Source organism: Vibrio sp. VGrn 2, from assembly GCF_009361695.1.
Classification (GTDB): Bacteria; Pseudomonadota; Gammaproteobacteria; order Enterobacterales; family Vibrionaceae; genus Vibrio; species Vibrio diabolicus.
The window spans coordinates 104,610-124,335 of sequence record NZ_RBWD01000006.1; the positions used below are offsets into that span (position 1 = coordinate 104,610).

Consider the following 19,726-nt stretch of genomic DNA (forward strand, 5'->3'; position numbering starts at 1 on the left):
TTAACCTGCCTTATTAGCCATCGTCTTTAGCCTAAGTATAGCAGGGCGAGATGTCACTTTAAGTAGCCCTGCCGGTGCTTTCGGTCTTGCCTGCAAGGAGGGTTTGGATTTTTTGCCACCACAACCACAGGAACCGCAACCGCCTTTTGGCTTGTGAGCATTTTTCTTATGATTGTTTGAGGGACGACCTTGAGACGGCTCAATGAGAGGCTCTCTTGGAACCGCAAGTACATCTTCCAATGAGCTACGGGTAGAAAGCCTGAATACTTGCGTGCCACTACGAAGTAATTTGGCTAATGCGCGTTCACCGATATTTCGTACAAGTACAGCATCCACATTGTACTCTTGCAGAGACTGAATTAACTGAGACTTCGCATTGCAACCTGCTTGTGGCATCGAAGCAATGTTCGCTAAGTTTTTTAGCATGCCGTCAGTATCAGAATAAATAGCAATATATGGTGCTTTAACAAAGTGGTTTGCCACCCGCTCACCATCATTAGGAATAGCATAAATCATAAGTTTGACTCCTCATCCGGAAAAACTAATGCATGACCTTCAACTAAACTTTTTGCGACTTTCAATCTTGCACTTTTTACTGTGTTACCAAAAGTTTGTCTAGAGACGCCCATCTGATCAGCAGCTTGCTGCTGGCTAAGCCCCTCTAAATCGGCCAAACGCAGTGCTTCTAGCTCTTCTGGTAATATGGCGACTTGCTCCAACTGATGAAATGGCACGCCATTAGGTTTGAAACAATGGTGTGCAGCACGTCCGCATATTCGTCTTTCTATCTTTGGTCTTGCCATCATTATCCCTCGAAAACACAGGGTCAAATTACGCCTTAAACTGGCATATGCCAATAACATTTTTAGCATATGCCAATAAACTAAGTTTGCAAAAATCGACACGATAAATACGTAAGACATCAGGATTAATTAGACATCTAAGAATTGACAAACTTTGGTGACAAACGAGCAAAAAGATCAATTCTAATTATCTAGATAATAAAAACGTTAGTTTGCGCAGACTTTTCATACAAATACGCGCTAATGTATTCATTTTATTGGAGAAGAAAAACTATAATCCGATCAAATCATTCATTTGAACACTAATGATTATTTTATTAAAAGAGTGTCTCCCTAAGTAACTATAAAGTGCAGGTCGACTGCATTGAAATGAGCCTAAAGGGTAAAACAATAGATGGAGGACCTATCGAACCACCAATCATTACTTGGTCTACGATCCCAGCCATTCTTGCTGAATCACGTCTCTTGAGGGCACCTAGATATATCAGAAAAGGAAGTAAATATGTCTGACTCGAATTGGCTCAGCGAATTCCCAGAAATGGATCGCTCTGATCTTAGAGCGATTCGCAAAACACTCGATGGCGCCTACCGAGATTTCTCTCGTGAATATGGTGAACTTATCGAGTCTCTCTTTGATCCGCTCCTTTCATTTCTTGTCTGGTTTGAAAAACTGCTTATTTCAACACCTTGGGTCGTTGTTTTAGGCGTCTGCACCGCCCTCGTTTATGCCGCTAGTCGCTCTTGGAAACTGGCCATCGCATGTTTTGGCTCACTTATCCTGATTGGCTACTTCGGCATGTGGGAAGACACAATGCGCACGCTCAGTATTATCACGGTGTGTACCATGCTGGCAATCACACTCGGGATCCCTATCGGCATCGCCATGGCGCGCTCTAATCGTATTCAGTCAGTTGTGACACCATTACTCGACGTCATGCAGACCATGCCGGCATTTGTGTACCTCATCCCAGTTGTGATGTTACTCGGGATTGGGAAAATTCCTGGCCTCATCGCAGTAGTGATCTACGCGATTCCACCTGTTATTCGTTTAACTAATTTGGGTATTCGTTTGGTGGATAAAGAAGTGTTGGAAGCCGCAACCGCATTTGGTGCCAGCAGTAAACAGCGGCTTTTTGGGGTCCAACTTCCGCTCGCAATGCCAACCATCATGGCAGGAATCAACCAAACGATCATGATGGCACTGTCGATGGTCGTCATCGCATCGATGATTGGGGTAAAAGGTTTGGGCCAGCCCGTTCTTAAGTCGATTACCAATCAATATTTCACTCTTGGTCTTTTAAATGGTCTAGCCATTGTCGCTCTAGCGATTCTTTTCGACCGCGCTTCACAAGCGTATGCGAAACGCACTCAAGCCCATCTAGGAGATTTAAAGCATGACTAGCCCACTTATCGAAATCAGCGGTCTGTATAAAATCTTCGGCCCCAAACCCAACAGCGTGATTGAGCGCGTCAAGTTGGGACATAGTAAAGAACACGTGTTGGCGGAAACGGGGCACACGGTCGGGCTAAAAGACATCAACCTCCAAATTAAAAAGGGCGAGATTTTCGTCATCATGGGTTTATCCGGTTCAGGAAAATCCACCATGATTCGCCACTTCAATCGCCTAATCGATCCAACCATGGGACAGATTTTGGTAGAAGGGGTAGATGTCATGCAGATTTCTAACAAGGAGTTAGAGCAGTTTCGTCGTCATAAGATGTCGATGGTGTTTCAACGTTTTGGCTTATTGCCCCATCGCACTGTTATCGACAACATCGCTTACGGTTTGGAAATTCAAGGAATAAGTAAAGAAGCGCGCTTATCAAAAGCAAACGAATGGTTGGATACCGTTGGATTAACGGGTTATGAGAACCAGTATCCCGCTCAGCTATCAGGTGGTCAGCAGCAACGTGTAGGCCTCGCGCGAGCATTGGCAACCAACGCCGAAATACTGTTAATGGACGAGGCATTTTCAGCGCTGGACCCACTGATTCGGAGCGAAATGCAGGATCAGTTAATAGAACTGCAACAGCAGTTACACAAAACGATTGTTTTTATTACTCACGACTTAGATGAAGCATTGCGCCTTGGCGATCGCATTGCGATCCTTAAAGACGGTGAGCTTGTCCAACAAGGTTCACCAGAAGAAATATTGCTGCATCCTGCCGATGAGTACGTTGAAGCCTTTGTAAAAGACGTCAATAGAGCGCGAGCATTGACGGTTGAGACTGTTATGCAGCCACCTTCATATCACATTGCCGCTAAAACCATTGAAGAAGCGCTCAGTGAGATGAAACGTGTAAAACGTGATTATGCTTATCATGTGACCGATTCAGGCTATCAAGGCGTGATAACGCAACAAGGGTTACTAGACGCGACGAAGTTAGCTCAAACCCCAAGCTGGGATGATGATATCTATGAAGAAGTGCCTATCATCTCTCCCCATTCAGCCATTGAGCAAATATTGACTGAAACCATGTCGTGCGAATACTCACTGCCCGTTGTCGATGAGCATGGTCATTTGAAAGGTGAATTAGAGCGTCGTACTGTTGCTGGTTTATTCGCTGATGAAGACAGCACAAAACGAAGCACCTCACGTTCAAACATCGATAAGGCCTCTTAACTGATTTAATAAAACAGCTTACAGCAATGTGGGCTGTTTTCACTGTCTCTGCCTCCCACCCCTCTAGGTATTTATTTGTAGACTCAAGCTTGATATCCCAATCAACATTTACATTGTTCTGATTTTCCTGACAATTTCATGCTCATATTCGGTTTTATTGACATAGGTAGATCATTCTATTGCTTTTTGATGACGCAAATACCTGATAAATGTCTACTATTACTCTCATACAAAATCTTGATTTAAAGAGGGATAAAATGAAAAAAACAATGTTGGCACTAACAGGCGCGGTAATCATTCTTGCAGGCTGTCAAGATGAGAAACCTGCCGAAACAAGCGCAGTTGAAGTACCTCAAGCGACGGAAACTGAAGTCACTACTAGCGCAGAAGTTACTACAGAGACAATTGACACGCTGCCAGTAGCAGAAGAACAAGTCATCACTGAAGAAACATTTGTAGACTCTGAGCATAACGCACAAAATGCCCTGGACTGGAACGGCACATATAAAGGCACGCTTCCATGTGCGGATTGTTCAGGTATCGACATGACCATCACACTAAATCAAGATGGCACTTATGTACTTGAAGAAAGCTACCAAGACAAAGAAGACGGTCAGTCAAAGTCTGAAGGCCAATTCACTTGGGATGCAAACGGCAGCATCGTAACGTTGACAAACGAAGATGCGCCAAACCAATACTTTGTTGGTGAAAATGTACTTATGAAGCTAGACATGAATGGCGAAAAAGTAACAGGTGACCTAGCACCGTTATACAATTTAACGAAACAACAATAAGTCAATATCGATACCTGATAAATAATCTAAATCCGAGCTACCCCAGCTCGGATTTTTTCTTTCCATCGACGGCGGTTGTCTTTCTTATCTTCCTTCTCCGATCTTACATTCCGCTTCTTATCCTGATGGTTCATTACATTTCCATACGCTTTGCTGATAGAGGCTTACAACTTCATTTTGTACAGTGTTCAAAACAAATCAGAACAACTCGGAAAAATGATGAAAAAGACATTAATTGCACTACTAACTCTGACTGCTGCTGGTTCAGCGGTTGCTGGTGATACTTATATTCGTAACGGTAACATCTACAACAATGAAGGTAGCTGGAACGCGGAAGTCGGAGTGGCTCATGGCAGCGATCTTTTCAAAGATCAAAAATACAATACAGCTCCAATTCTAAATGGCGGTTACCATGGTGACGACTTTAACGCCGATCTAAGTGGCATTAACTACCGTTTCTTCGGTAACACCAATGAATTAATCAACATGAGTGCTTACCTTGTTGGTAGTGGTGTCATGCGTGACGGTGATATTGCAAAAAGCCTGAAAGGCACGGATAAACGTCGCTTTGCTGTCGATTTAGGTTTGAACACTGACTTTACGTTAGATCAACACAATGTGATTTCAACATACCTTCAACATGATATCAGTGGTGCTTACAAAGGTTACTTAGCGGGCGCAACTTACTTCCACATTATGAACTTCGGTAGTGTTGATTTTGTTCCTTTTGCTAACCTAACTTATCAAAGTGAAGACTACGTAGATTACTACTTTGGCGTAAAACAACGCGAAGCAAATGCAAACCGCAAAGCGTACAAAGGTGATTCAACAGTAAGCTATGGTTTAGGCTACAAGCTAGTCATGCCAATCAACGATAACTGGCAAGTGAGCCAAATGACACAATACACTCGCCTAGGCAGCGGTATCAGCGATTCCTCGATTGTTGATAGTGCAAATCAATGGGTTGTTGGTGCGAGTGTGTCGTACAACTTCTAACTCTACATTCCACATAAAGCCATCATTGCGATGGCTTTATGTATTCATACTCTATGCTCACCGTATCGAAATATGCTAGTTAGAGTGAGCGATCCAGAGACGATGCAAATCGCTATAACCCGTATTTTTCACCTGAACACCGCGCACTTGCTGTGTTTTTGTCACCTCTTCATAGCCAACAAATAAAGGCAAATAAAGATACTGCTCTCGTAACGCTTTTTCTACGCCTAAAAGAGATTGTAAAGATTGAGCATTTGTCATGGCTTCGCGAAGGTTTTCTCGATGGAGCAACATCTGGCTTTGATCAAAACTAAAACGCAAACCTGTTGCTATCGATAGCCACTCAAATACGCCATACTCAAACGGCGCTTCCATGACTTCTTCAATTAGGAGCAAGTCCGCTCGATGTGATACGACTTCAGGAAAACTAATGTCATCAATAATGACGATCTCTAGCTCTAATCCCGTCGCCCTAATCACTCGGTGCAACCACTCAGAGTGACGAATTAAACTTGGTATCGTCCAGACTGGCTCAGCTAGCGCTACTTTACCTTGTAGCTTAGGCGTCACAATAGCCTCTGCTATTAGTAAATCTTGCCCTTGAGTCACTAACTGAATGCTGTCAACGGCACTTTGCGCCTCATAGATTATCTTTTGCGCATTGATGTAATCGGCGAGTTGATGCCAATCTTCTTTTGCGAGATTAGAGTCCGCGCGCTCCCGATAGGTCAAATATGAAAATGCGCTGATTTTTTCCACTTCAACGTGATCAGAGGTTTGGTTAAAACTCAACATATTCAGGGTCTTAACATCACCATGAGACAGCGTAATTTGGTCTAACAATGCGCGCGCTGAAAAATATTCTTTGTGTGCTTGAAGAATCATATTCTCTTGGTTCCAACCACTGATTTTAAATGGTCCGGTGCCTATGTGGTAAGAATAACCAGAACCGAAAGAAACAACATCTCGACAAAGAATAGAAGCGTGAGGAGTGGCTAGCATGTATGGAAAAAACATGTTCGGATGTTTCAATGTAATTTTTAAGCAGCTCGATGTTTCGGCAATCACACTGTCAATACATTGCCAGAGCTCGTGTACTGGTCCTTTTATTTCCTTAAGTCTTTCGATGCTCCAAACAACATCTTGTATGCTGAGAAGTTCGCCATCGTGACGATATATTCCAGGCCTCAACCATAACGTCATCACATTGCCTTCCATTTTCCACTCATGTGCTAGCGAAGGCTCAATGCCACCATTGGAATTTTGAGTCAGCAAAACATCATAAACACTTTTCGCCACATGCAGTTCAGTATGACGATAAGTATTCGCAGGATCGACCTTAGACACCCAAGGGTAAGAGGAGATCAAAATAGCGTTATTTGACTCATTCAACTGGTTCACTTTTTCAGAGGCAATCGTCAGCGCCCTGACAGCACTTTGGCCGAACCAATCGATAAGTTTTGTTATCGAGTTCATTCTTCCCCGACCAAGCTCCTCAACCAAAAATTCGGTCATCGCTTGTTGAAGGGAAATAGTAATATTCAGACGACTGGCGTTACTTCTGCCAATTGCAGGTTTCCAATCTACCCAACCGTAAGAGGCAAGCTTTTTCATCACAATAGAAACATTGCGCCTTGACGTACAAATTACCACTTCAAGCTCCGACAGCGTAACAAAGTGATATTGATGAGGCTCAAAGTGCTTTAACAGTAGATCCAGATACCTAAGATTGACATCGTTCACAAGGCTTCCTAAGCGTTTTTCCAAAGCAAAAAAATAGCATAGTAAGCTTAACAACTAAACTTACTATGCTATATCTAAGCAAATTTAAAGCTCGGGCTTAGCTCGACCAACAGAAGTCAAAAACGTTTGCTACGCCCAGAGAGCACTAAATACTTATTCTTAGAAGCGGTAGTTCATACCTACTGAGAATACATTGATTTCAGTATCAACGGTTCCTTTGCCATACGCTCCTTTTGATACTTCTAGCTCAGGCATCATGTACTCCCACTCAACCTGCAGTGCAAAGTTTTTGGTAACAGCAAATTCAGCACCTAAACCGTACATGCCAGTAACCGTGCTATCAGAAAGCGTGGTATGGCCAGTACTGCCGCCTAAAACCGCATTACTCACTTTTACTTCAGCATTAAAATAGGAAAGGCCTGCTTTCGCAAAAAGATTAAAATGGTCACCGATTGGCAACGTCGCTTTTGGTTGGATGGCTAAAAACTTCATATCGCCAACTGTGACAACTTTGCCGTCTAAAGCATCGTAGCCACCAATGGCTGCTTCTAGAGAAATGTATTCGTTGAACTTGTAACCACCAAATACTTTACCTGACAGGCTTGAATCATCTTCAAGTTTAAGCTTAGTAGTTGCGGTATTTCCACCAGCGCTGAGTGAACCGTTTACATCACCAAATGATGCTTGACCTACAGATACACCAACGTAAGGAGCTGCGTTTGCAACAGAACATGTTGCTAGAAGGGCTGTCATTAGCCATGTTTTTTTAAACATTGTATTTCACTGCCTGTTAATTATTGAGGTTGTGTTTTGCCCATCCTTAAGCACGTCATGCTATCCATTTCACTCGGTTTCAAAACCAAGTTGATGTTAATGAATAAAAACTCAATAAAACATGAAATATTTAAACACAACTTTGCCACTTTCTTTCTTAATCATGACAATTTAGTCATTTCACAAGCACTGTTGCTTCAACCAATTGGTGAGTTTGATGATTTCCGCCTGCTTGGCTCGGCTCTTTTTATGAATAAAATAAAAGCTGTCCCCCGTCTCTAATCCATGAGAAGGGATATACACCAAATCATGCGCTTTATCTCTTTCATTGAGCATAAAATCATTCGCAAATGCGATGCCTTGGTCATAACGTGCTGCCTCAATTGCCAACAACATATGACTAAAATGTTGAACATCGACATCCTTCGGCAAAGTGTAACCACCCGCTCTGCACCACTCAGCCCAGTCCTTTCCTCTCTCACGATAAATAGAGTCTGTCGACAAAATAGGATATCGCCAAAGCGCTTCTGGAATGGGTTGATCTTGTAACTCTTTCCAAATTTTATGGCTACATACCGGATACAGCGTTTCCGCGTATAACTTCACCGACATATAGTTGCGCTTTGGCTTCTCTACCGTGATAAAGCAATCACCAACGCTATCTGTCTGCTCAGGATCACCAACAACCATATTGAGTGTCAGATCGATTTCCGGATGTAACCGCTTAAAATCAGACAAACGCGGAATAAGCCACTTTACGGCAAGCGAGCTATAAATCGCTAAACGTATGCTGCCTTTGTCCCCTTCTCTCACCTTTTGGCTGGCCATCGCAATAGAGCTAATTGCCGGGCTAATATCCTCTAAATAACGAGCACCAGTATCCGATAAAGAGAGCTTTCTTCCTTGGCGAATAAATAATGACTCGCCCAAATAATCTTCCAATAATCGTATCTGATGACTAACGGCACTTTGCGTCACATTGAGCTCTTCAGCCGCAAGCGAAAAGCTAGAGTTTCGAGCGACAGATTCAAAACAGTGAACCGCTCTGAGTGGTGGCAATTTCATTATCTAAAAATCTCATACTTAAACTAATAAATATCACTTCACTTCATCCTATGACATCACCTACTCTTTGGCAAAGAAAGAGGAGAGGAAATAAGTGAAAGTTACATCGGTCGGCGCAGCTATGCTGCTATTAATTGTTGGGAATCTCATTGCGGTGCTTTCGGACTCTTTAATTAAAAGTGTCGGAAATGAAGTGCCTATTTTTCAGTTTGTCTTTTTCCGACAAATTTCCGCAGTGCTTTTCCTACTGCCTGTCTGCTTGCTGACAAAAAAGACTCATTTTCTTGAAGGATTTAAATGGCATGCTGTCCGCGCTCACGTGTGGTTGCTTGGTGCTATATTTATGGTTTTGGCGATTTCATCTTTACCGCTCGCAACTGCGAACGCAATCTTCTACGCCGCGCCATTAATCATGCTGCCGCTTGCCGCGATATTTTTTGGCGAACAGCTGTCTAAACAATCGGTCGCGGCTGCGATCATGGGCTTTGCTGGTGTGTTGGTCATCATTCGTCCAGATCAAATCGACTGGGCAGCGATTTCGGCTTTAGTTGTGGCTATTACCCTGGCAATCAATAACTTGCTCATTCGAAAACTGCCAAAAAATCAATCTGTCATGCAAACGTTATTGATGACAAACTTGGCAGGTATTCCCGTGGCTTTCTTACTTGTTCTGATCGAAGCAGAACCTTGGGACTGGAGTGCTTTCCCTGTCGCTGCTGGCTCAAGTTTGTTCATCATGATTTATGCGGCAACATGTGTGATCGCTTACCGCTCGATTGATAGCAACAAAATTGCCAGCGCTGAATACAGTGGCTTAATTGGTGCCGTGTTTGTGGGATTAATCTGGTTTGGAGAAGTGCCAGACATATTCATGGCGATAGGAACAATAATGATTGTTGTGCCGCTGGTTTGGCTTTCTAAACGAGAACGTCGCAAGAAAAAGCTGCAAGCTCAGCAAGAGCGAGAACAAAAAGAGGCGCACGTTACTTAAAATCGCGCTCTATCTCAAAGACTAAAAAAAACCGAGTCGTAAGTACTCGGTTTTTTTATGTGGCTCTAATCCATTCTGATGTAAGCGACCACATGAGATAAAAACTGCCTTGCAAAGCGATCATTAAACCGGATGCGATATTCATGATCGGCTTCCGACACTAGACGCCAGCCTTCAGCAAAGTATTCTTTGATATCATCAACCGCTTCTTCTTTATTTTTGATGTGTTTCGCACTCCACTGATAAGTGCAAGAGACAACGATCAGCCCACCAACCTTGGTGGTTTTTTTTAGAGCATTGATCACGCTAAGTGGCGACTCACATTGATCAATCACATTTAAACATACGACTAAATCAAAGCGAGATTGGAGAGTATCGAGCTCAAAAGGCTGGTTAATTAGCGTCAAATCAACATGAGCACATTTCTGTACGATATCTCTATTCTCTACCTCTAAAGCGTTTAAGGTGTTCACATCATGAAGATAAGTTAGCTCGACTCGTTGTTCTTCTATTAATAGTTGCTTCAAGCCATCCATCAACCTATTTGAAGGCTCAACCAGCGTCGCTTCTTTAAGGCTAGGTAAGCGTTGCACTAACTCATAATAGTTTCTTCCCAGCGCCGCCCCAACCTCAAGTAGGGAACACGGCTGAACGCCGCTCTCAAGTGCCGTCTGCGCAATAAAGTCAGCGACTTGGGAACAATGTGGTGATGACAAAAAAGAGAGTGGGACTTGTTTTGAGCGACTGTTTATCGTCTCAATCTGCTTATCTTCGATGAACTTGTCGAACCATTGCGCTTCGAAATAACCAGCTAAACCGCGATCGGTCAGGTAAAAATCTTCCATGTTTTTTCCGTTCGTACTTTTCGAAAAGTGATTGTATCGAACGCTGAAATTAGCTGGTAATTCTGGCTGCACATTCCCGCGGGAAAATAGATGAAAACACCGCTTATGTGAAAAAGCCCTTTCATCTCAAAGATAAAAGGGCTTGTTAATTACTTCGGTTGAGGAGCTAGTTATTGCGGAAGAACAACTTTGCCATCTTGAATTGGGAACGTTTTTGTCGCTGGCTTGCTCGCTAAGCGAACCGTCGTTGGCGCACCTGAAACTTCATAAGTGACATCGTAACCCACTACTTTTTCAGATGTTGTGTATTCTGTGTGGCACTGCTTTTTCGTCGTTGTCACTACATCGCCTTGTTGCACGTTCTCCTGAATCTTACGACCCGTTAATGCACCAGCGATCGTACCAGCTGCAGTTGCAATCACTTTACCTGAGCCGCCACCGATTTGGTTACCCAATGCCGCGCCAGCTGCTGCGCCGCCGACCGTACCAATTATTTTATTATCATCCGTAGGAGCAACTTGCTCCGTTACTACCACGTCTTTACATACTTGGTGTGGATTTTTCACCGTTTCAGTCACCGCTTCAACCAAAGTAATGTTTGCTTGGGTTGGAGCTGGTGGCGTTTTGTCTTTACAGCCTGCTAGTACAGCAACAACTGCCGTTGCAATTGCGATAGATTTCATATTCATGATTTACATCCCAGTATGGTTTGCTTTGATGAGCGGTATAGTAAATCGCAATTAGGAAATCACATCAGGCGAAAACAAACCCTCTGTCATTAACGAGTAAAGAAACACTGTTTTATAAAAGGTACGTCAAGAAACACTCAACAGAATGTCAACTGAGCTAAAACCGTATCATTACTGATTATGATTAGGCTTGATTAACCTATGAGGCTTATTTTTAAGCCAAGCTTAAAAACAGTTCGTCGTCGGTTAAATACTTATGACGGTGACTCAGGTTACGCACGTGCATAAACATAAAGTCAGGAAAACCAGGAGCAATAATGTTGTTTGGTTCCCAGCATACACCGCCAACAAACACATATCGCCCTTGCTTGTCATCTTCATGAAGGGGGTTATTAAGAGGAGAAGAAAACTCTGCGCGACAACCTTCAACCACACAAACAATTTGTCCTTTAAAAAGGCCGATCACGCGCTTAACAAGGTTTGCCTTGATGCCACATTTCCATGCTTGACGAGTGGCCATCTCATAGCCATATTTTCGAATCGCTTTCTTTTGCAAATGTACTACTAGGTTCATTTTGACTCCTGATTCAAGCAATTACGCGAAGCCCAAAGTCATAAAAGCAGATAGACGTCTATACCCGAGTGACCTCATGGTACGTGGGAATAAACTACGTGATTAGACTGAGTTTAGTGTCTGATGAAAATACACCTTCCACGATGCTGTAACGTATCGATTTACACCAATCATAGGCACATAGCACATCAAAAAAACAACCTTATTTTCGAGTGCTTTCCTACGCTGTATCTGGTTACTTCTGCGTATTACTATAACGAAATCACCCTCTACGTTTGTCTATATAAATTTGTCGTAACGATAGAGGGTGCTTATCAAGAAGGAGGGATAACGCCTACGCGTCGATGAGATAGTTTTGACCTTCAGTTTCTAGACGATCAATCAGTTTACGACACTCATTTAAATCAAGAGGTTGCTCGAAGCGGCGCTTGAGGTTCATCAAAAAGAAGATATCTTCACACATGGCTTTCTCAGGTTCGTCACTGATTTTTGCGACTGGTGAACCATTGCACGTGACCATTTTGATCACGATAGAAAGTGGCTGGTAGGCTTCACCCGCTTTATTGACATAATCACCCATATCGTTCGCAAGAAAAGTACCGATACCAAAACTCACCTGAATACGTCCTTGGAAGTACTCGCAAATATCTAACGCTTGTTCGAAGTTAAGTCCGTCGGTAAACACCAGTGTTTTTGTTAATGGGTCTATGTTAAGCGACTGATAGTGTGCAATCATTTTCTCACCCCAGTTATAAGGGCAACCACTATCGTGACGTACACCGAAATACGCGTTACTTAGCTCTTCATCAAAGTCTTTAAGGAAGGCATCAATACCAATCGTGTCGGTCAGTGCAATACCTAGTGCACCGTTAAACATTTTTTGCCAACGTTGCAAAGCCACTTTTTGCGAATCTCGCACATTCACCAGAGCTTGATGGCCCATAAACCATTCATGAGCAACGGTACCGATAGGCGTCAAATTCAGTTCTTTTGCTAAGTGGTAGTTGCTTGTTCCTGTCAAACATTCCGGCACTTCCTGGCACAAATACTCCAGCATGGTGCGCTGAGCTTGAAAGGAAAAACGTCGACGCGTCGACATATCAGAAAACTTAAAGTTAGTGATGTTACGACGTTTTAGTTCGGATTTTAGGTACCGAACTTTTTCTTCTAAAACGGTGGTAAATTGCGCTACAGGGATATCTGACCAACGCTGACGGCTACGAACTTCAGACACGATGCTCATGATGATCGTTTCGTACAAAATAGTATCTCGCCACAAACCATTGATAGTAATGCGTAACTGGCTTGAGCCATCGGCCATGGCTTTATTGTGGAAAGAGACATCGCTTTGTGGGTTGAAACGGAAATGGCGCAGTGCATCAACAAAGTCAGGATTTAGGTAAGGCGCGACACGCTTGATGTATTCGATTTCTTCTTGCGTAAATTGAATGTCTTGTAGTTTAAGAACTTCTGCTTTTACCTCTGGTAGCAGTTCAGAGAGATCTTCCTCGCTACGCACAATAAATTTGTATGACACCATCGCATCAGGGTAAAGCGCTGTTACTGCGCTCATCATATTGACTTTGTAGACATCAAAATCCAAAGCGCTTTGAATGATGCGGGAAGAAAATAGTTTGGTGGTCATTAGGTGCCCTTCTACACGCCCTTCCTGGGTATATAACTTTTTGTTACTAACTAATTTGCGTAAACAATAAACACCCATCTATAGTTTGTCAACTTTTGTTACTAACCACTCATTTTTATAAGGTTTTTCTGTCTAGAATTCGCACACAGATTGTGAATAAGTCAGATTCATTCGTAGATTTATACTCAAGGCGTACTATGAAGCACTACCAAAAACGTTTCGCACAACTCGTTACTTACCCATTGATTGACCACTTGTTATGCGCTAGATTACTTACAAATCAATATTAGGACCCAACCATGATCGTATCTGTCGACATTATTCCATTCAGGCTATCTGGCTGTGCCGATAAAGGACTGGAAGTGTTGTTGATTAAACGTTCAAATCCAAATCGGCCATACCATGGAGTCTGGGCACTACCGGGCGGATTTGTCTTTGATAAAGACTTAACCAGTGAAGGAGGACGCCCGGCAGATGAAAACTTTGAGGCGGCGCGTCGCCGAATTTGCCGCGAGAAAATCCATACCTACCCTCGTCATTTTAGCGAAGCGTTTATCGACGGTGATCCAAAGCGTGATCCAGAAGACTGGAGCTTAAACATTACGCACTACGCCTTAGTCGATCGTAACAATGTAGAGCAAATCAACAATGCAGGTGTACCAGAGTGCCAACTTAAATGGTTTTCGCTACAAGCTATACTCAATGGAGAAGAAACTCTCGCGTTTGACCATCAAAAAACCATTGAAAAAGCGTGGCAGAAGCTTCGTGCATCCATTGAATACACATCGGTTCTTTTGTTTGCATTAGACAAAGAGTTTTTGGTTGCCGACATCATTTCTGCTTATCAAGAGTTTGGTATTGATATTAGCCGAATGACGATTAAGCGCCGCTTGATAGATTCAGGCGTACTAAAACCCACCAATAAAGTCGCTTCTACCAACAAAGGCAAAGGTGGAAAACCCGCAATGGTGTATACGCTGACTAGCGACGAAGTAACCTTTTTTCAAAACTGTTTGCGTGGATAAACGCAGGCAATAAGACAGACAAGGAGTCTGCCATGACTGTTCGAGTAAACTATCAAACCACGGCGGTGATCGACGTTGACCCAGAGAAAGGCTTTAGTGAGTTATGTCCAAATGAACTACCCGTTGCAGGTGCGTTGGAAATCGTACCGGAGCTTCTGAGTAATCATGCCAAAGGCCGATTAAAACTGGTGAGCCGTGACTTGCACCCACCGAAAGCAAAATGGGATGCAGAAACACCAGCCAACATGCTTGAACCCGTCGGTCTACCCAATGTGGATATAAAATGGAACCGCCATTGTGTGCTTGGCACAACAGGTTCAGAACTTTTAGACGGTTTACCACCTGTTTTGGACTATGATTTTCAAGTTAATAAAGGCATGGATCCTGATGCGCATCCTTACGGTATTTTCTTCCATGACATTGCCGATACTAAAACGACAGGCGCACATGAATTTCTAAAATTCAACGGGATTGATACCCTAGTGATCGGTGGTCTCGCGCTAGATTTTTGTGTGAAGAAATCCGTCATGCAAGCACTGGATCTTGGCTACAATGTGGTGGTCAACCTTGCTTCAACTCGCGCAGTACTGCCTGATAATGTTGAAAATGTGCTTACAGAGCTCAAGGATCAAGGCGCATTATTTGTCGAAAAAGCGGATGACATCATCGTAGAAAAATTCGCCTAGAGACGATAGTAACCGAGAAGGATTTCACTATGCATCAACATGAAAAATTGAATTACGTTGAATTTGGTTCCACCAATATTAACGCTACAAAACAATTTTTTGAGCGTACCTTTGACTGGACCTTTATCGATTATGGTCCTGAATACTCTGCATTTTCAGGACAAGGGTTAGATGGCGGATTCTTCAAATCTGAGTTTGTAAACCAAACCGCAAATGGTGGCGCACTTTTAGTGTTTTATAGCTCAGATATTCAGGCCACGCAGATAAAAGTTGAGCAGCATGGTGGAAAAATTATCCGCCCTATTTTCGAATTTCCCGGCGGCTGTCGATTCCACTTCACCGAACCAAGTGGAAATGAATTCGCAGTATGGTCGGAGAGCCATTAGTACTTACCCCAACACCACTTCCACACCTAGTTTTTTGATTTGCTCAAGGTCGCTTTTCGGAGCGGCTTTGTCGGTTAACAACACCGATATTTCGTTGGTATTGCCAATTGAAGAAGGATAAATCTGTCCAAATTTACTGGAGTCCGTCAGTACGATGTTACGTCTATTCTTTGCCAGAATGGCCTCTGCGATGTCGGCACGCATCATGTCCCGGCTAGTAAAACCAGTGTCTTGGTGAAATCCGTCGATACCCAAGAAAGCCGTGCTGAAGTGAATGTTCTCAATACAGAGTTTGGTGAGCGGGCCAACGAGGCTCTCGCCTTGATGCTGATACACACCACCAAGCAAGATGATGTTGGCAGAAGTGTTACGGATGAGATGGGCGATGTACGCCGATGGGGTAATGATGGTCACATCGCCGCGTTCAGCTAAAGTGCGAGCCAGTAATGCGTTTGCACTCCCACCTTCAATCAGCACTGTCTCACTTGGCGCGACCAAGTCCGCCGCTTTATTTGCAAGTGATTGTTTAATATCGAAACGGACTTCTAATCGGGTATCAATATCATCACTTTGCAATGCGGTAGCTGCGCCGTGTACGCGCTTTAGATAGCCCTGTTGCTCCAGAAAATTCAAATCCTGCCTGATGGTCACGCCCGACACGCCTATAATGTCAGAAAGCTCCGTAACTTGAACGCGTTTACGATCATTCACTAATTGCAGGATTTCATTTTGTCTTGGGTTCACAGGCTCGCTCCTTATTAATGAGCTTGCAGTATACGCCCGAATACTTTCATATGAAAGCAGCCTGTGAACGATAGAAATAAGCTAAGTCGCGTTACACCGTAAGCTCAAGACGGTTGCCATCTGGATCTAATACGCAGCTTTCGTAGTAACCATCACCCGTTTGTCTCGGACCGTCGATCCATTGGTAGCCATCATCTACTAAGGTTTTGGTTAATTGATCCACTGCCTGCTCTGATCCTAAAGCGAAGGCAAAGTGTGCTAATCCTGTTACCTGCATCGCATGAGATTTTTCACAAGCGGTCACACCTTCCATCGACATTAACTCCAATCGTGCTCCACTTTCAAACGAAAGAAAGTAAGATGAAAACTGCTTAGTTGGATTGTGGTATTTATCGTTAGACACCGCGTTAAAATATTTCTCATAGAAGGCTTTTAACTCTTCCAAACGTTCTGTCCAAATCGCGATATGTTCAATTTTCATTAGGATTCCCCTTAGCTCTTAACTGCGCTCAATCTAACGAGGAAAAGCAGCACAAAAAAGAGAGCAAATCACCACCGAGTTGTTCCTGTTTTATGTCCGAACTGCTCATCGATGAGTCATTAAATCTATGGTTGGAGTTGTGTTTGAGCGAAAGTGATGTCCATAATGGCGCAAAGTTTTAAAGGATAAAATGATGGAAGAGATTTACTTCGCAGGCGGCTGCCTTTGGGGCGTGCAAGAATTTATGCGCCACCTTCCGGGCGTAATCAGCACCGAAGCAGGACGAGCAAATGGCTCAACGGATAGCACTCAATCCGAATACGATGGTTACGCAGAATGCGTGAAAACCCAATTCGACCCCGAACAAGTTTCGGTTGAAACTTTAATGGGGTATCTGTTTGAGATCATCGACCCGTACAGCGTTAACAAGCAAGGTGAAGACGTAGGTGAAAAGTACCGTACAGGTGTTTATAGCCAAAACGAGCAACACCTAACGATTGCTAAAGCGTTTATCGCAGCAAGACCGGATGCCGATAAAATCGCCGTAGAAGTACTGCCACTCACAAACTACGTGCCAAGTGATGATGAGCACCAAGACCGACTCACGCGATTTCCAAACGACTACTGCCATATCCCGTTAGATTTGCTGCATAAATATAAAAATTAATGGCCAGCTTTTATCGCTGTTTCTATTATCTCAAACTAAGAGGCGCAACGCCTCTTTTTGCATCCTAACCAGGGCTATTGATCCTCCTCCAGTTCATTTTCATGTCTAGTTATTTATTTCAAAATAACTGGAATATAAATCACATAATAAATTTTATAATATTCCGCATTATTAATGACGGCTATCACACTTAAGATTGAGTGATACAAAAGTATAGTTATTGGTTTTTTTTTACTATTTCCGAAAACCACTTCATTAATTAAATTTGACTCATTACTTCAGCACCAATGAGTCACAAAATGATTACAGAACTAACAAACGTCAATTTAATTAAAAGCAACCTTCAAGCAAATAATAAAAAAGAAGTTTTTGAAGAGCTAGCACAAATGCTATTCGAAAATAATCGAATCAGCAGCAAAGAGGCTTTTTTAACCGACATCGAAGCACGTGAAGTATTAAGCGTGACTTCAATGGACGGCATCGCTTACCCACACGCAAAAAGCAAAGCGGTTACAGAGCCTGCAATCGCCGTTGGCGTAAAGCACGAAGGCATCGAGTATGGCGACGAAGAGGGAGTCAAACCAACCGTATTCTTCATGATTGCTTCACCTGATAACGGTACCGACCACCATATTTATGTTCTTCAAGAATTATTCGGAAAATTTAGCGAAGAGTTTATTGAAGATATTCATAACGCAAAAGACGAAAACCAAATACTAAATATTTTAATTAATTCATAAGGCGTGAAATTATGAGTACAATCACAGCTCAAGCTAGCAATAATAGCGATTTCAAAAAACTCCTAAGTACCATGAAAGGTCACCTTTTATTCGGTACTTCTCACATGCTTCCATTTATCGTTGCGGGTGGTGTACTACTGGCTCTGGCGGTAATGGCATCCGGTAAAGGTGCGGTTCCTGCAGACGGGTTATTGGCTGATATTTCTAATATCGGTATTAAAGGTCTGGTGTTGTTCCCAATTATTCTTGGTGGCTTCATCGGTTACTCAATTGCAGACAAACCAGCACTAGCGCCAGCGATGATCTCTTCTGGCATCATGGCTGACATGGGCGGCGGATTCCTAGGTTGTATCGTCGCTGGTTTTATCGCTGGTGGTGTAGTTCTGCAACTTAAGAAGATCCCTCTTTCTGCTAACATGACTGCGTTGGGCGCTTACTTTATCTACCCGCTTGTTGGTACGCTTATCTCTGCAGGTATCGTTCTATGGGGTATCGGTGAGCCAATCAAGATCTTCATGGCTTCTATGAACGAATTCCTAGCTTCTATGGCTGGCGCTTCTAAAGTGGTTCTGGGTACGATTCTTGGTGGTATGACTGCATTCGATATGGGCGGTCCAATCAACAAAGTAGCAACGCTATTCGCTCAAACTCAAGTTGATACTCAACCATGGCTAATGGGTGGTGTTGGTATCGCAATCTGTACGCCTCCTCTAGGTATGGCACTAGCAACATTCCTATTCAAGAAGAAGTTCACTAAGCAAGAGCAAGAAGCAGGTAAAGCAGCAGCAATCATGGGTTCTATCGGTATCTCTGAAGGTGCTATCCCATTCGCAGCAAACGACCCTGTACGCGTTCTTCCTTCAATCGTTGCTGGTGGTATCGTTGGCTGTGTGTTCGGCTTCCTAACAGACGTACTGCTACACGCACCATGGGGCGGTCTAATCACAGCTCCTGTATCAAGCAACATCCCAATGTACGTTGTGGGTATCGCACTAGGCTCACTAACAACAGCAGTTATCGTTGGCTTCTGGAAACCAGTTGCTGAAGAAGAAGCAGAAGACGAAATCGTAGAAGCAGCACCTGCACAAGCTCAAGCGGCTCCAGCAGCAGGCGAAGGCGAGTACGACATCGTAGCAGTAACATGTTGCCCATCTGGCGTAGCACACACATTCATGGCAGCGAAAGCACTAGAGAAAGCAGGTGCGGCAGCGGGTCTGAAAATCAAAGTAGAAACTCAAGGTCAAAACGGTATCCAGAACCGCATCACAGACCTAGATGTAGCAAACGCGAAGCTGGTTATTCTAGCTCACGATATCCAAGTAAAAGACGCTCACCGCTTTGCAAAAGCAAACGTTGTTGAGTGTTCAACGAAAGAAGCGATGCGTAATGCAGCGACTCTTGTGAAAGCTTAAACCTTAAGCTCCTCCCCCTAAGAGCCCTTTCCCCCAAAGGGC

Annotated in this window: 22 protein-coding genes; 11 read left to right on the top strand and 11 right to left on the bottom strand. The window is 43.4% G+C overall.

What is annotated here, in order from left to right:
* Together D8S93_RS12105 and D8S93_RS12110 are read right to left on the bottom strand one after the other, a co-directional pair.
* The gene (locus D8S93_RS12105; protein ID WP_152813404.1) at positions 1–516 is read right to left on the bottom strand and encodes a NifB/NifX family molybdenum-iron cluster-binding protein; all 516 of its coding nucleotides are present in this window, start codon (positions 514–516) and stop codon (positions 1–3) included.
* Entirely contained in the window at positions 513–803 is a 291-nt protein-coding gene (locus D8S93_RS12110; protein WP_048625148.1) for a DUF134 domain-containing protein, read from the bottom strand. Before D8S93_RS12110 ends, D8S93_RS12105 begins: the two co-directional genes overlap by 4 nt.
* Positions 804–1,305: 502 nt before the next feature.
* Here D8S93_RS12110 and D8S93_RS12120 point away from each other — a divergent pair.
* The 4 genes from D8S93_RS12120 (at position 1,306) to ompV (ending at position 5,217) form a co-directional block, all read left to right on the top strand.
* Positions 1,306–2,205: an ABC transporter permease gene (locus D8S93_RS12120; protein WP_046873819.1), complete on the top strand. Its 900-nt coding sequence runs from the start codon at positions 1,306–1,308 to the stop codon at positions 2,203–2,205.
* Positions 2,198–3,427: a quaternary amine ABC transporter ATP-binding protein gene (locus D8S93_RS12125; protein ID WP_152813406.1), complete on the top strand. Its 1,230-nt coding sequence runs from the start codon at positions 2,198–2,200 to the stop codon at positions 3,425–3,427. The genes D8S93_RS12120 and D8S93_RS12125 overlap by 8 nt, the downstream gene beginning before the upstream one ends.
* 257 nt (positions 3,428–3,684) lie before the next feature.
* A complete protein-coding gene (locus D8S93_RS12130) occupies positions 3,685–4,221 on the top strand; it encodes a copper resistance protein NlpE (protein ID WP_046873821.1) in 537 nt (178 codons plus the stop codon).
* A gap of 219 nt (positions 4,222–4,440) precedes the next feature.
* A complete protein-coding gene (gene ompV, locus D8S93_RS12135) occupies positions 4,441–5,217 on the top strand; it encodes an outer membrane protein OmpV (protein ID WP_152813408.1) in 777 nt (258 codons plus the stop codon).
* Positions 5,218–5,292: 75 nt separating this feature from the next.
* On the opposite strand, the gene D8S93_RS12140 is transcribed toward ompV, so the two are convergent.
* From D8S93_RS12140 to D8S93_RS12150, 3 genes are all read right to left on the bottom strand, one after another.
* Positions 5,293–6,960 (bottom strand): ABC transporter substrate-binding protein, encoded by a 1,668-nt coding sequence (locus tag D8S93_RS12140; protein WP_319802993.1) that lies wholly within the window; start codon positions 6,958–6,960, stop codon positions 5,293–5,295.
* A gap of 159 nt (positions 6,961–7,119) precedes the next feature.
* Positions 7,120–7,734: an outer membrane beta-barrel protein gene (locus D8S93_RS12145; protein ID WP_152813412.1), complete on the bottom strand. Its 615-nt coding sequence runs from the start codon at positions 7,732–7,734 to the stop codon at positions 7,120–7,122.
* Between the two features lie 180 nt (positions 7,735–7,914).
* Entirely contained in the window at positions 7,915–8,799 is an 885-nt protein-coding gene (locus D8S93_RS12150) for a LysR family transcriptional regulator (protein WP_005392662.1), read from the bottom strand.
* A gap of 94 nt (positions 8,800–8,893) precedes the next feature.
* On the opposite strand from D8S93_RS12150, the gene D8S93_RS12155 reads away from it, so the two are divergent.
* On the top strand, positions 8,894–9,790 hold the full coding sequence (locus D8S93_RS12155) for a DMT family transporter (protein WP_046873824.1): 897 nt from the start codon (positions 8,894–8,896) through the stop codon (positions 9,788–9,790).
* A 65-nt stretch (positions 9,791–9,855) separates the two neighbouring features.
* Here D8S93_RS12155 and D8S93_RS12160 read toward each other — a convergent pair whose 3' ends face one another.
* From D8S93_RS12160 to pncB, 4 genes are all read right to left on the bottom strand, one after another.
* Positions 9,856–10,635, bottom strand: coding sequence for a methyltransferase domain-containing protein (locus D8S93_RS12160; RefSeq protein ID WP_152813414.1), 780 nt, complete (start codon positions 10,633–10,635; stop codon positions 9,856–9,858).
* Between the two features lie 170 nt (positions 10,636–10,805).
* Positions 10,806–11,324, bottom strand: a complete 519-nt coding sequence (locus D8S93_RS12165; RefSeq protein WP_005392659.1) for a glycine zipper 2TM domain-containing protein — start codon at positions 11,322–11,324, stop codon at positions 10,806–10,808.
* A gap of 214 nt (positions 11,325–11,538) precedes the next feature.
* A complete protein-coding gene (locus D8S93_RS12170) occupies positions 11,539–11,898 on the bottom strand; it encodes a hypothetical protein (RefSeq protein ID WP_005373947.1) in 360 nt (119 codons plus the stop codon).
* A 334-nt stretch (positions 11,899–12,232) separates the two neighbouring features.
* On the bottom strand, positions 12,233–13,543 hold the full coding sequence (pncB, locus tag D8S93_RS12175; protein WP_152813416.1) for a nicotinate phosphoribosyltransferase: 1,311 nt from the start codon (positions 13,541–13,543) through the stop codon (positions 12,233–12,235).
* 299 nt (positions 13,544–13,842) lie between these two features.
* Between pncB and D8S93_RS12180 the strand changes: the two genes are divergently transcribed.
* From D8S93_RS12180 to D8S93_RS12190, 3 genes are read left to right on the top strand one after another with little or no spacing between them, the layout of a single operon-like run.
* Entirely contained in the window at positions 13,843–14,568 is a 726-nt protein-coding gene (locus tag D8S93_RS12180; protein ID WP_005373953.1) for an NUDIX domain-containing protein, read from the top strand.
* Positions 14,569–14,600: 32 nt separating this feature from the next.
* Complete coding sequence (locus D8S93_RS12185; RefSeq protein ID WP_005392655.1) at positions 14,601–15,254, top strand: isochorismatase family protein; 654 nt, start codon at positions 14,601–14,603, stop codon at positions 15,252–15,254.
* Between the two features lie 29 nt (positions 15,255–15,283).
* Positions 15,284–15,640 carry a VOC family protein gene (locus D8S93_RS12190; RefSeq protein ID WP_048624733.1) on the top strand — a complete coding sequence of 119 codons (357 nt, stop codon included), beginning with the start codon at positions 15,284–15,286 and terminating at the stop codon, positions 15,638–15,640.
* Between the two features lie 3 nt (positions 15,641–15,643).
* On the opposite strand, the gene D8S93_RS12195 is transcribed toward D8S93_RS12190, so the two are convergent.
* The gene (locus tag D8S93_RS12195; protein ID WP_006741337.1) at positions 15,644–16,384 is read right to left on the bottom strand and encodes a DNA-binding transcriptional regulator YciT; all 741 of its coding nucleotides are present in this window, start codon (positions 16,382–16,384) and stop codon (positions 15,644–15,646) included.
* A 91-nt stretch (positions 16,385–16,475) separates the two neighbouring features.
* Positions 16,476–16,865, bottom strand: a complete 390-nt coding sequence (locus D8S93_RS12200; protein WP_005429448.1) for a VOC family protein — start codon at positions 16,863–16,865, stop codon at positions 16,476–16,478.
* Between the two features lie 193 nt (positions 16,866–17,058).
* Between D8S93_RS12200 and D8S93_RS12205 the strand changes: the two genes are divergently transcribed.
* The 3 genes from D8S93_RS12205 to D8S93_RS12215 all read left to right on the top strand — a co-directional run bounded on the left by D8S93_RS12205 (position 17,059) and on the right by D8S93_RS12215 (position 19,684).
* Positions 17,059–17,532: a peptide-methionine (S)-S-oxide reductase gene (locus D8S93_RS12205; protein ID WP_152813420.1), complete on the top strand. Its 474-nt coding sequence runs from the start codon at positions 17,059–17,061 to the stop codon at positions 17,530–17,532.
* A 299-nt stretch (positions 17,533–17,831) separates the two neighbouring features.
* A complete protein-coding gene (locus D8S93_RS12210) occupies positions 17,832–18,272 on the top strand; it encodes a PTS sugar transporter subunit IIA (protein WP_152813422.1) in 441 nt (146 codons plus the stop codon).
* Positions 18,273–18,283: 11 nt separating this feature from the next.
* The gene (locus D8S93_RS12215; protein WP_152813424.1) at positions 18,284–19,684 is read left to right on the top strand and encodes a fructose-specific PTS transporter subunit EIIC; all 1,401 of its coding nucleotides are present in this window, start codon (positions 18,284–18,286) and stop codon (positions 19,682–19,684) included.
* Positions 19,685–19,726: the final 42 nt, after the last annotated feature.

Excerpts from the sequence above, each read along its gene's own strand:
- D8S93_RS12105 (WP_152813404.1), bottom strand. The coding sequence starts at position 516 with ATGATTTATGCTATTCCTAATGATGGTGAGCGGGTGGCAAACCACTTT.
- D8S93_RS12110 (WP_048625148.1), bottom strand. The coding sequence starts at position 803 with ATGGCAAGACCAAAGATAGAAAGACGAATATGCGGACGTGCTGCACAC.
- D8S93_RS12120 (WP_046873819.1), top strand. The coding sequence starts at position 1,306 with ATGTCTGACTCGAATTGGCTCAGCGAATTCCCAGAAATGGATCGCTCT.
- D8S93_RS12125 (WP_152813406.1), top strand. The coding sequence starts at position 2,198 with ATGACTAGCCCACTTATCGAAATCAGCGGTCTGTATAAAATCTTCGGC.
- D8S93_RS12130 (WP_046873821.1), top strand. The coding sequence starts at position 3,685 with ATGAAAAAAACAATGTTGGCACTAACAGGCGCGGTAATCATTCTTGCA.
- ompV (WP_152813408.1), top strand. The coding sequence starts at position 4,441 with ATGAAAAAGACATTAATTGCACTACTAACTCTGACTGCTGCTGGTTCA.
- D8S93_RS12145 (WP_152813412.1), bottom strand. The coding sequence starts at position 7,734 with ATGTTTAAAAAAACATGGCTAATGACAGCCCTTCTAGCAACATGTTCT.
- D8S93_RS12150 (WP_005392662.1), bottom strand. The coding sequence starts at position 8,799 with ATGAAATTGCCACCACTCAGAGCGGTTCACTGTTTTGAATCTGTCGCT.
- D8S93_RS12160 (WP_152813414.1), bottom strand. The coding sequence starts at position 10,635 with ATGGAAGATTTTTACCTGACCGATCGCGGTTTAGCTGGTTATTTCGAA.
- D8S93_RS12165 (WP_005392659.1), bottom strand. The coding sequence starts at position 11,324 with ATGAATATGAAATCTATCGCAATTGCAACGGCAGTTGTTGCTGTACTA.
- D8S93_RS12170 (WP_005373947.1), bottom strand. The coding sequence starts at position 11,898 with ATGAACCTAGTAGTACATTTGCAAAAGAAAGCGATTCGAAAATATGGC.
- pncB (WP_152813416.1), bottom strand. The coding sequence starts at position 13,543 with ATGACCACCAAACTATTTTCTTCCCGCATCATTCAAAGCGCTTTGGAT.
- D8S93_RS12180 (WP_005373953.1), top strand. The coding sequence starts at position 13,843 with ATGATCGTATCTGTCGACATTATTCCATTCAGGCTATCTGGCTGTGCC.
- D8S93_RS12185 (WP_005392655.1), top strand. The coding sequence starts at position 14,601 with ATGACTGTTCGAGTAAACTATCAAACCACGGCGGTGATCGACGTTGAC.
- D8S93_RS12190 (WP_048624733.1), top strand. The coding sequence starts at position 15,284 with ATGCATCAACATGAAAAATTGAATTACGTTGAATTTGGTTCCACCAAT.
- D8S93_RS12200 (WP_005429448.1), bottom strand. The coding sequence starts at position 16,865 with ATGAAAATTGAACATATCGCGATTTGGACAGAACGTTTGGAAGAGTTA.
- D8S93_RS12205 (WP_152813420.1), top strand. The coding sequence starts at position 17,059 with ATGGAAGAGATTTACTTCGCAGGCGGCTGCCTTTGGGGCGTGCAAGAA.
- D8S93_RS12210 (WP_152813422.1), top strand. The coding sequence starts at position 17,832 with ATGATTACAGAACTAACAAACGTCAATTTAATTAAAAGCAACCTTCAA.
- D8S93_RS12215 (WP_152813424.1), top strand. The coding sequence starts at position 18,284 with ATGAGTACAATCACAGCTCAAGCTAGCAATAATAGCGATTTCAAAAAA.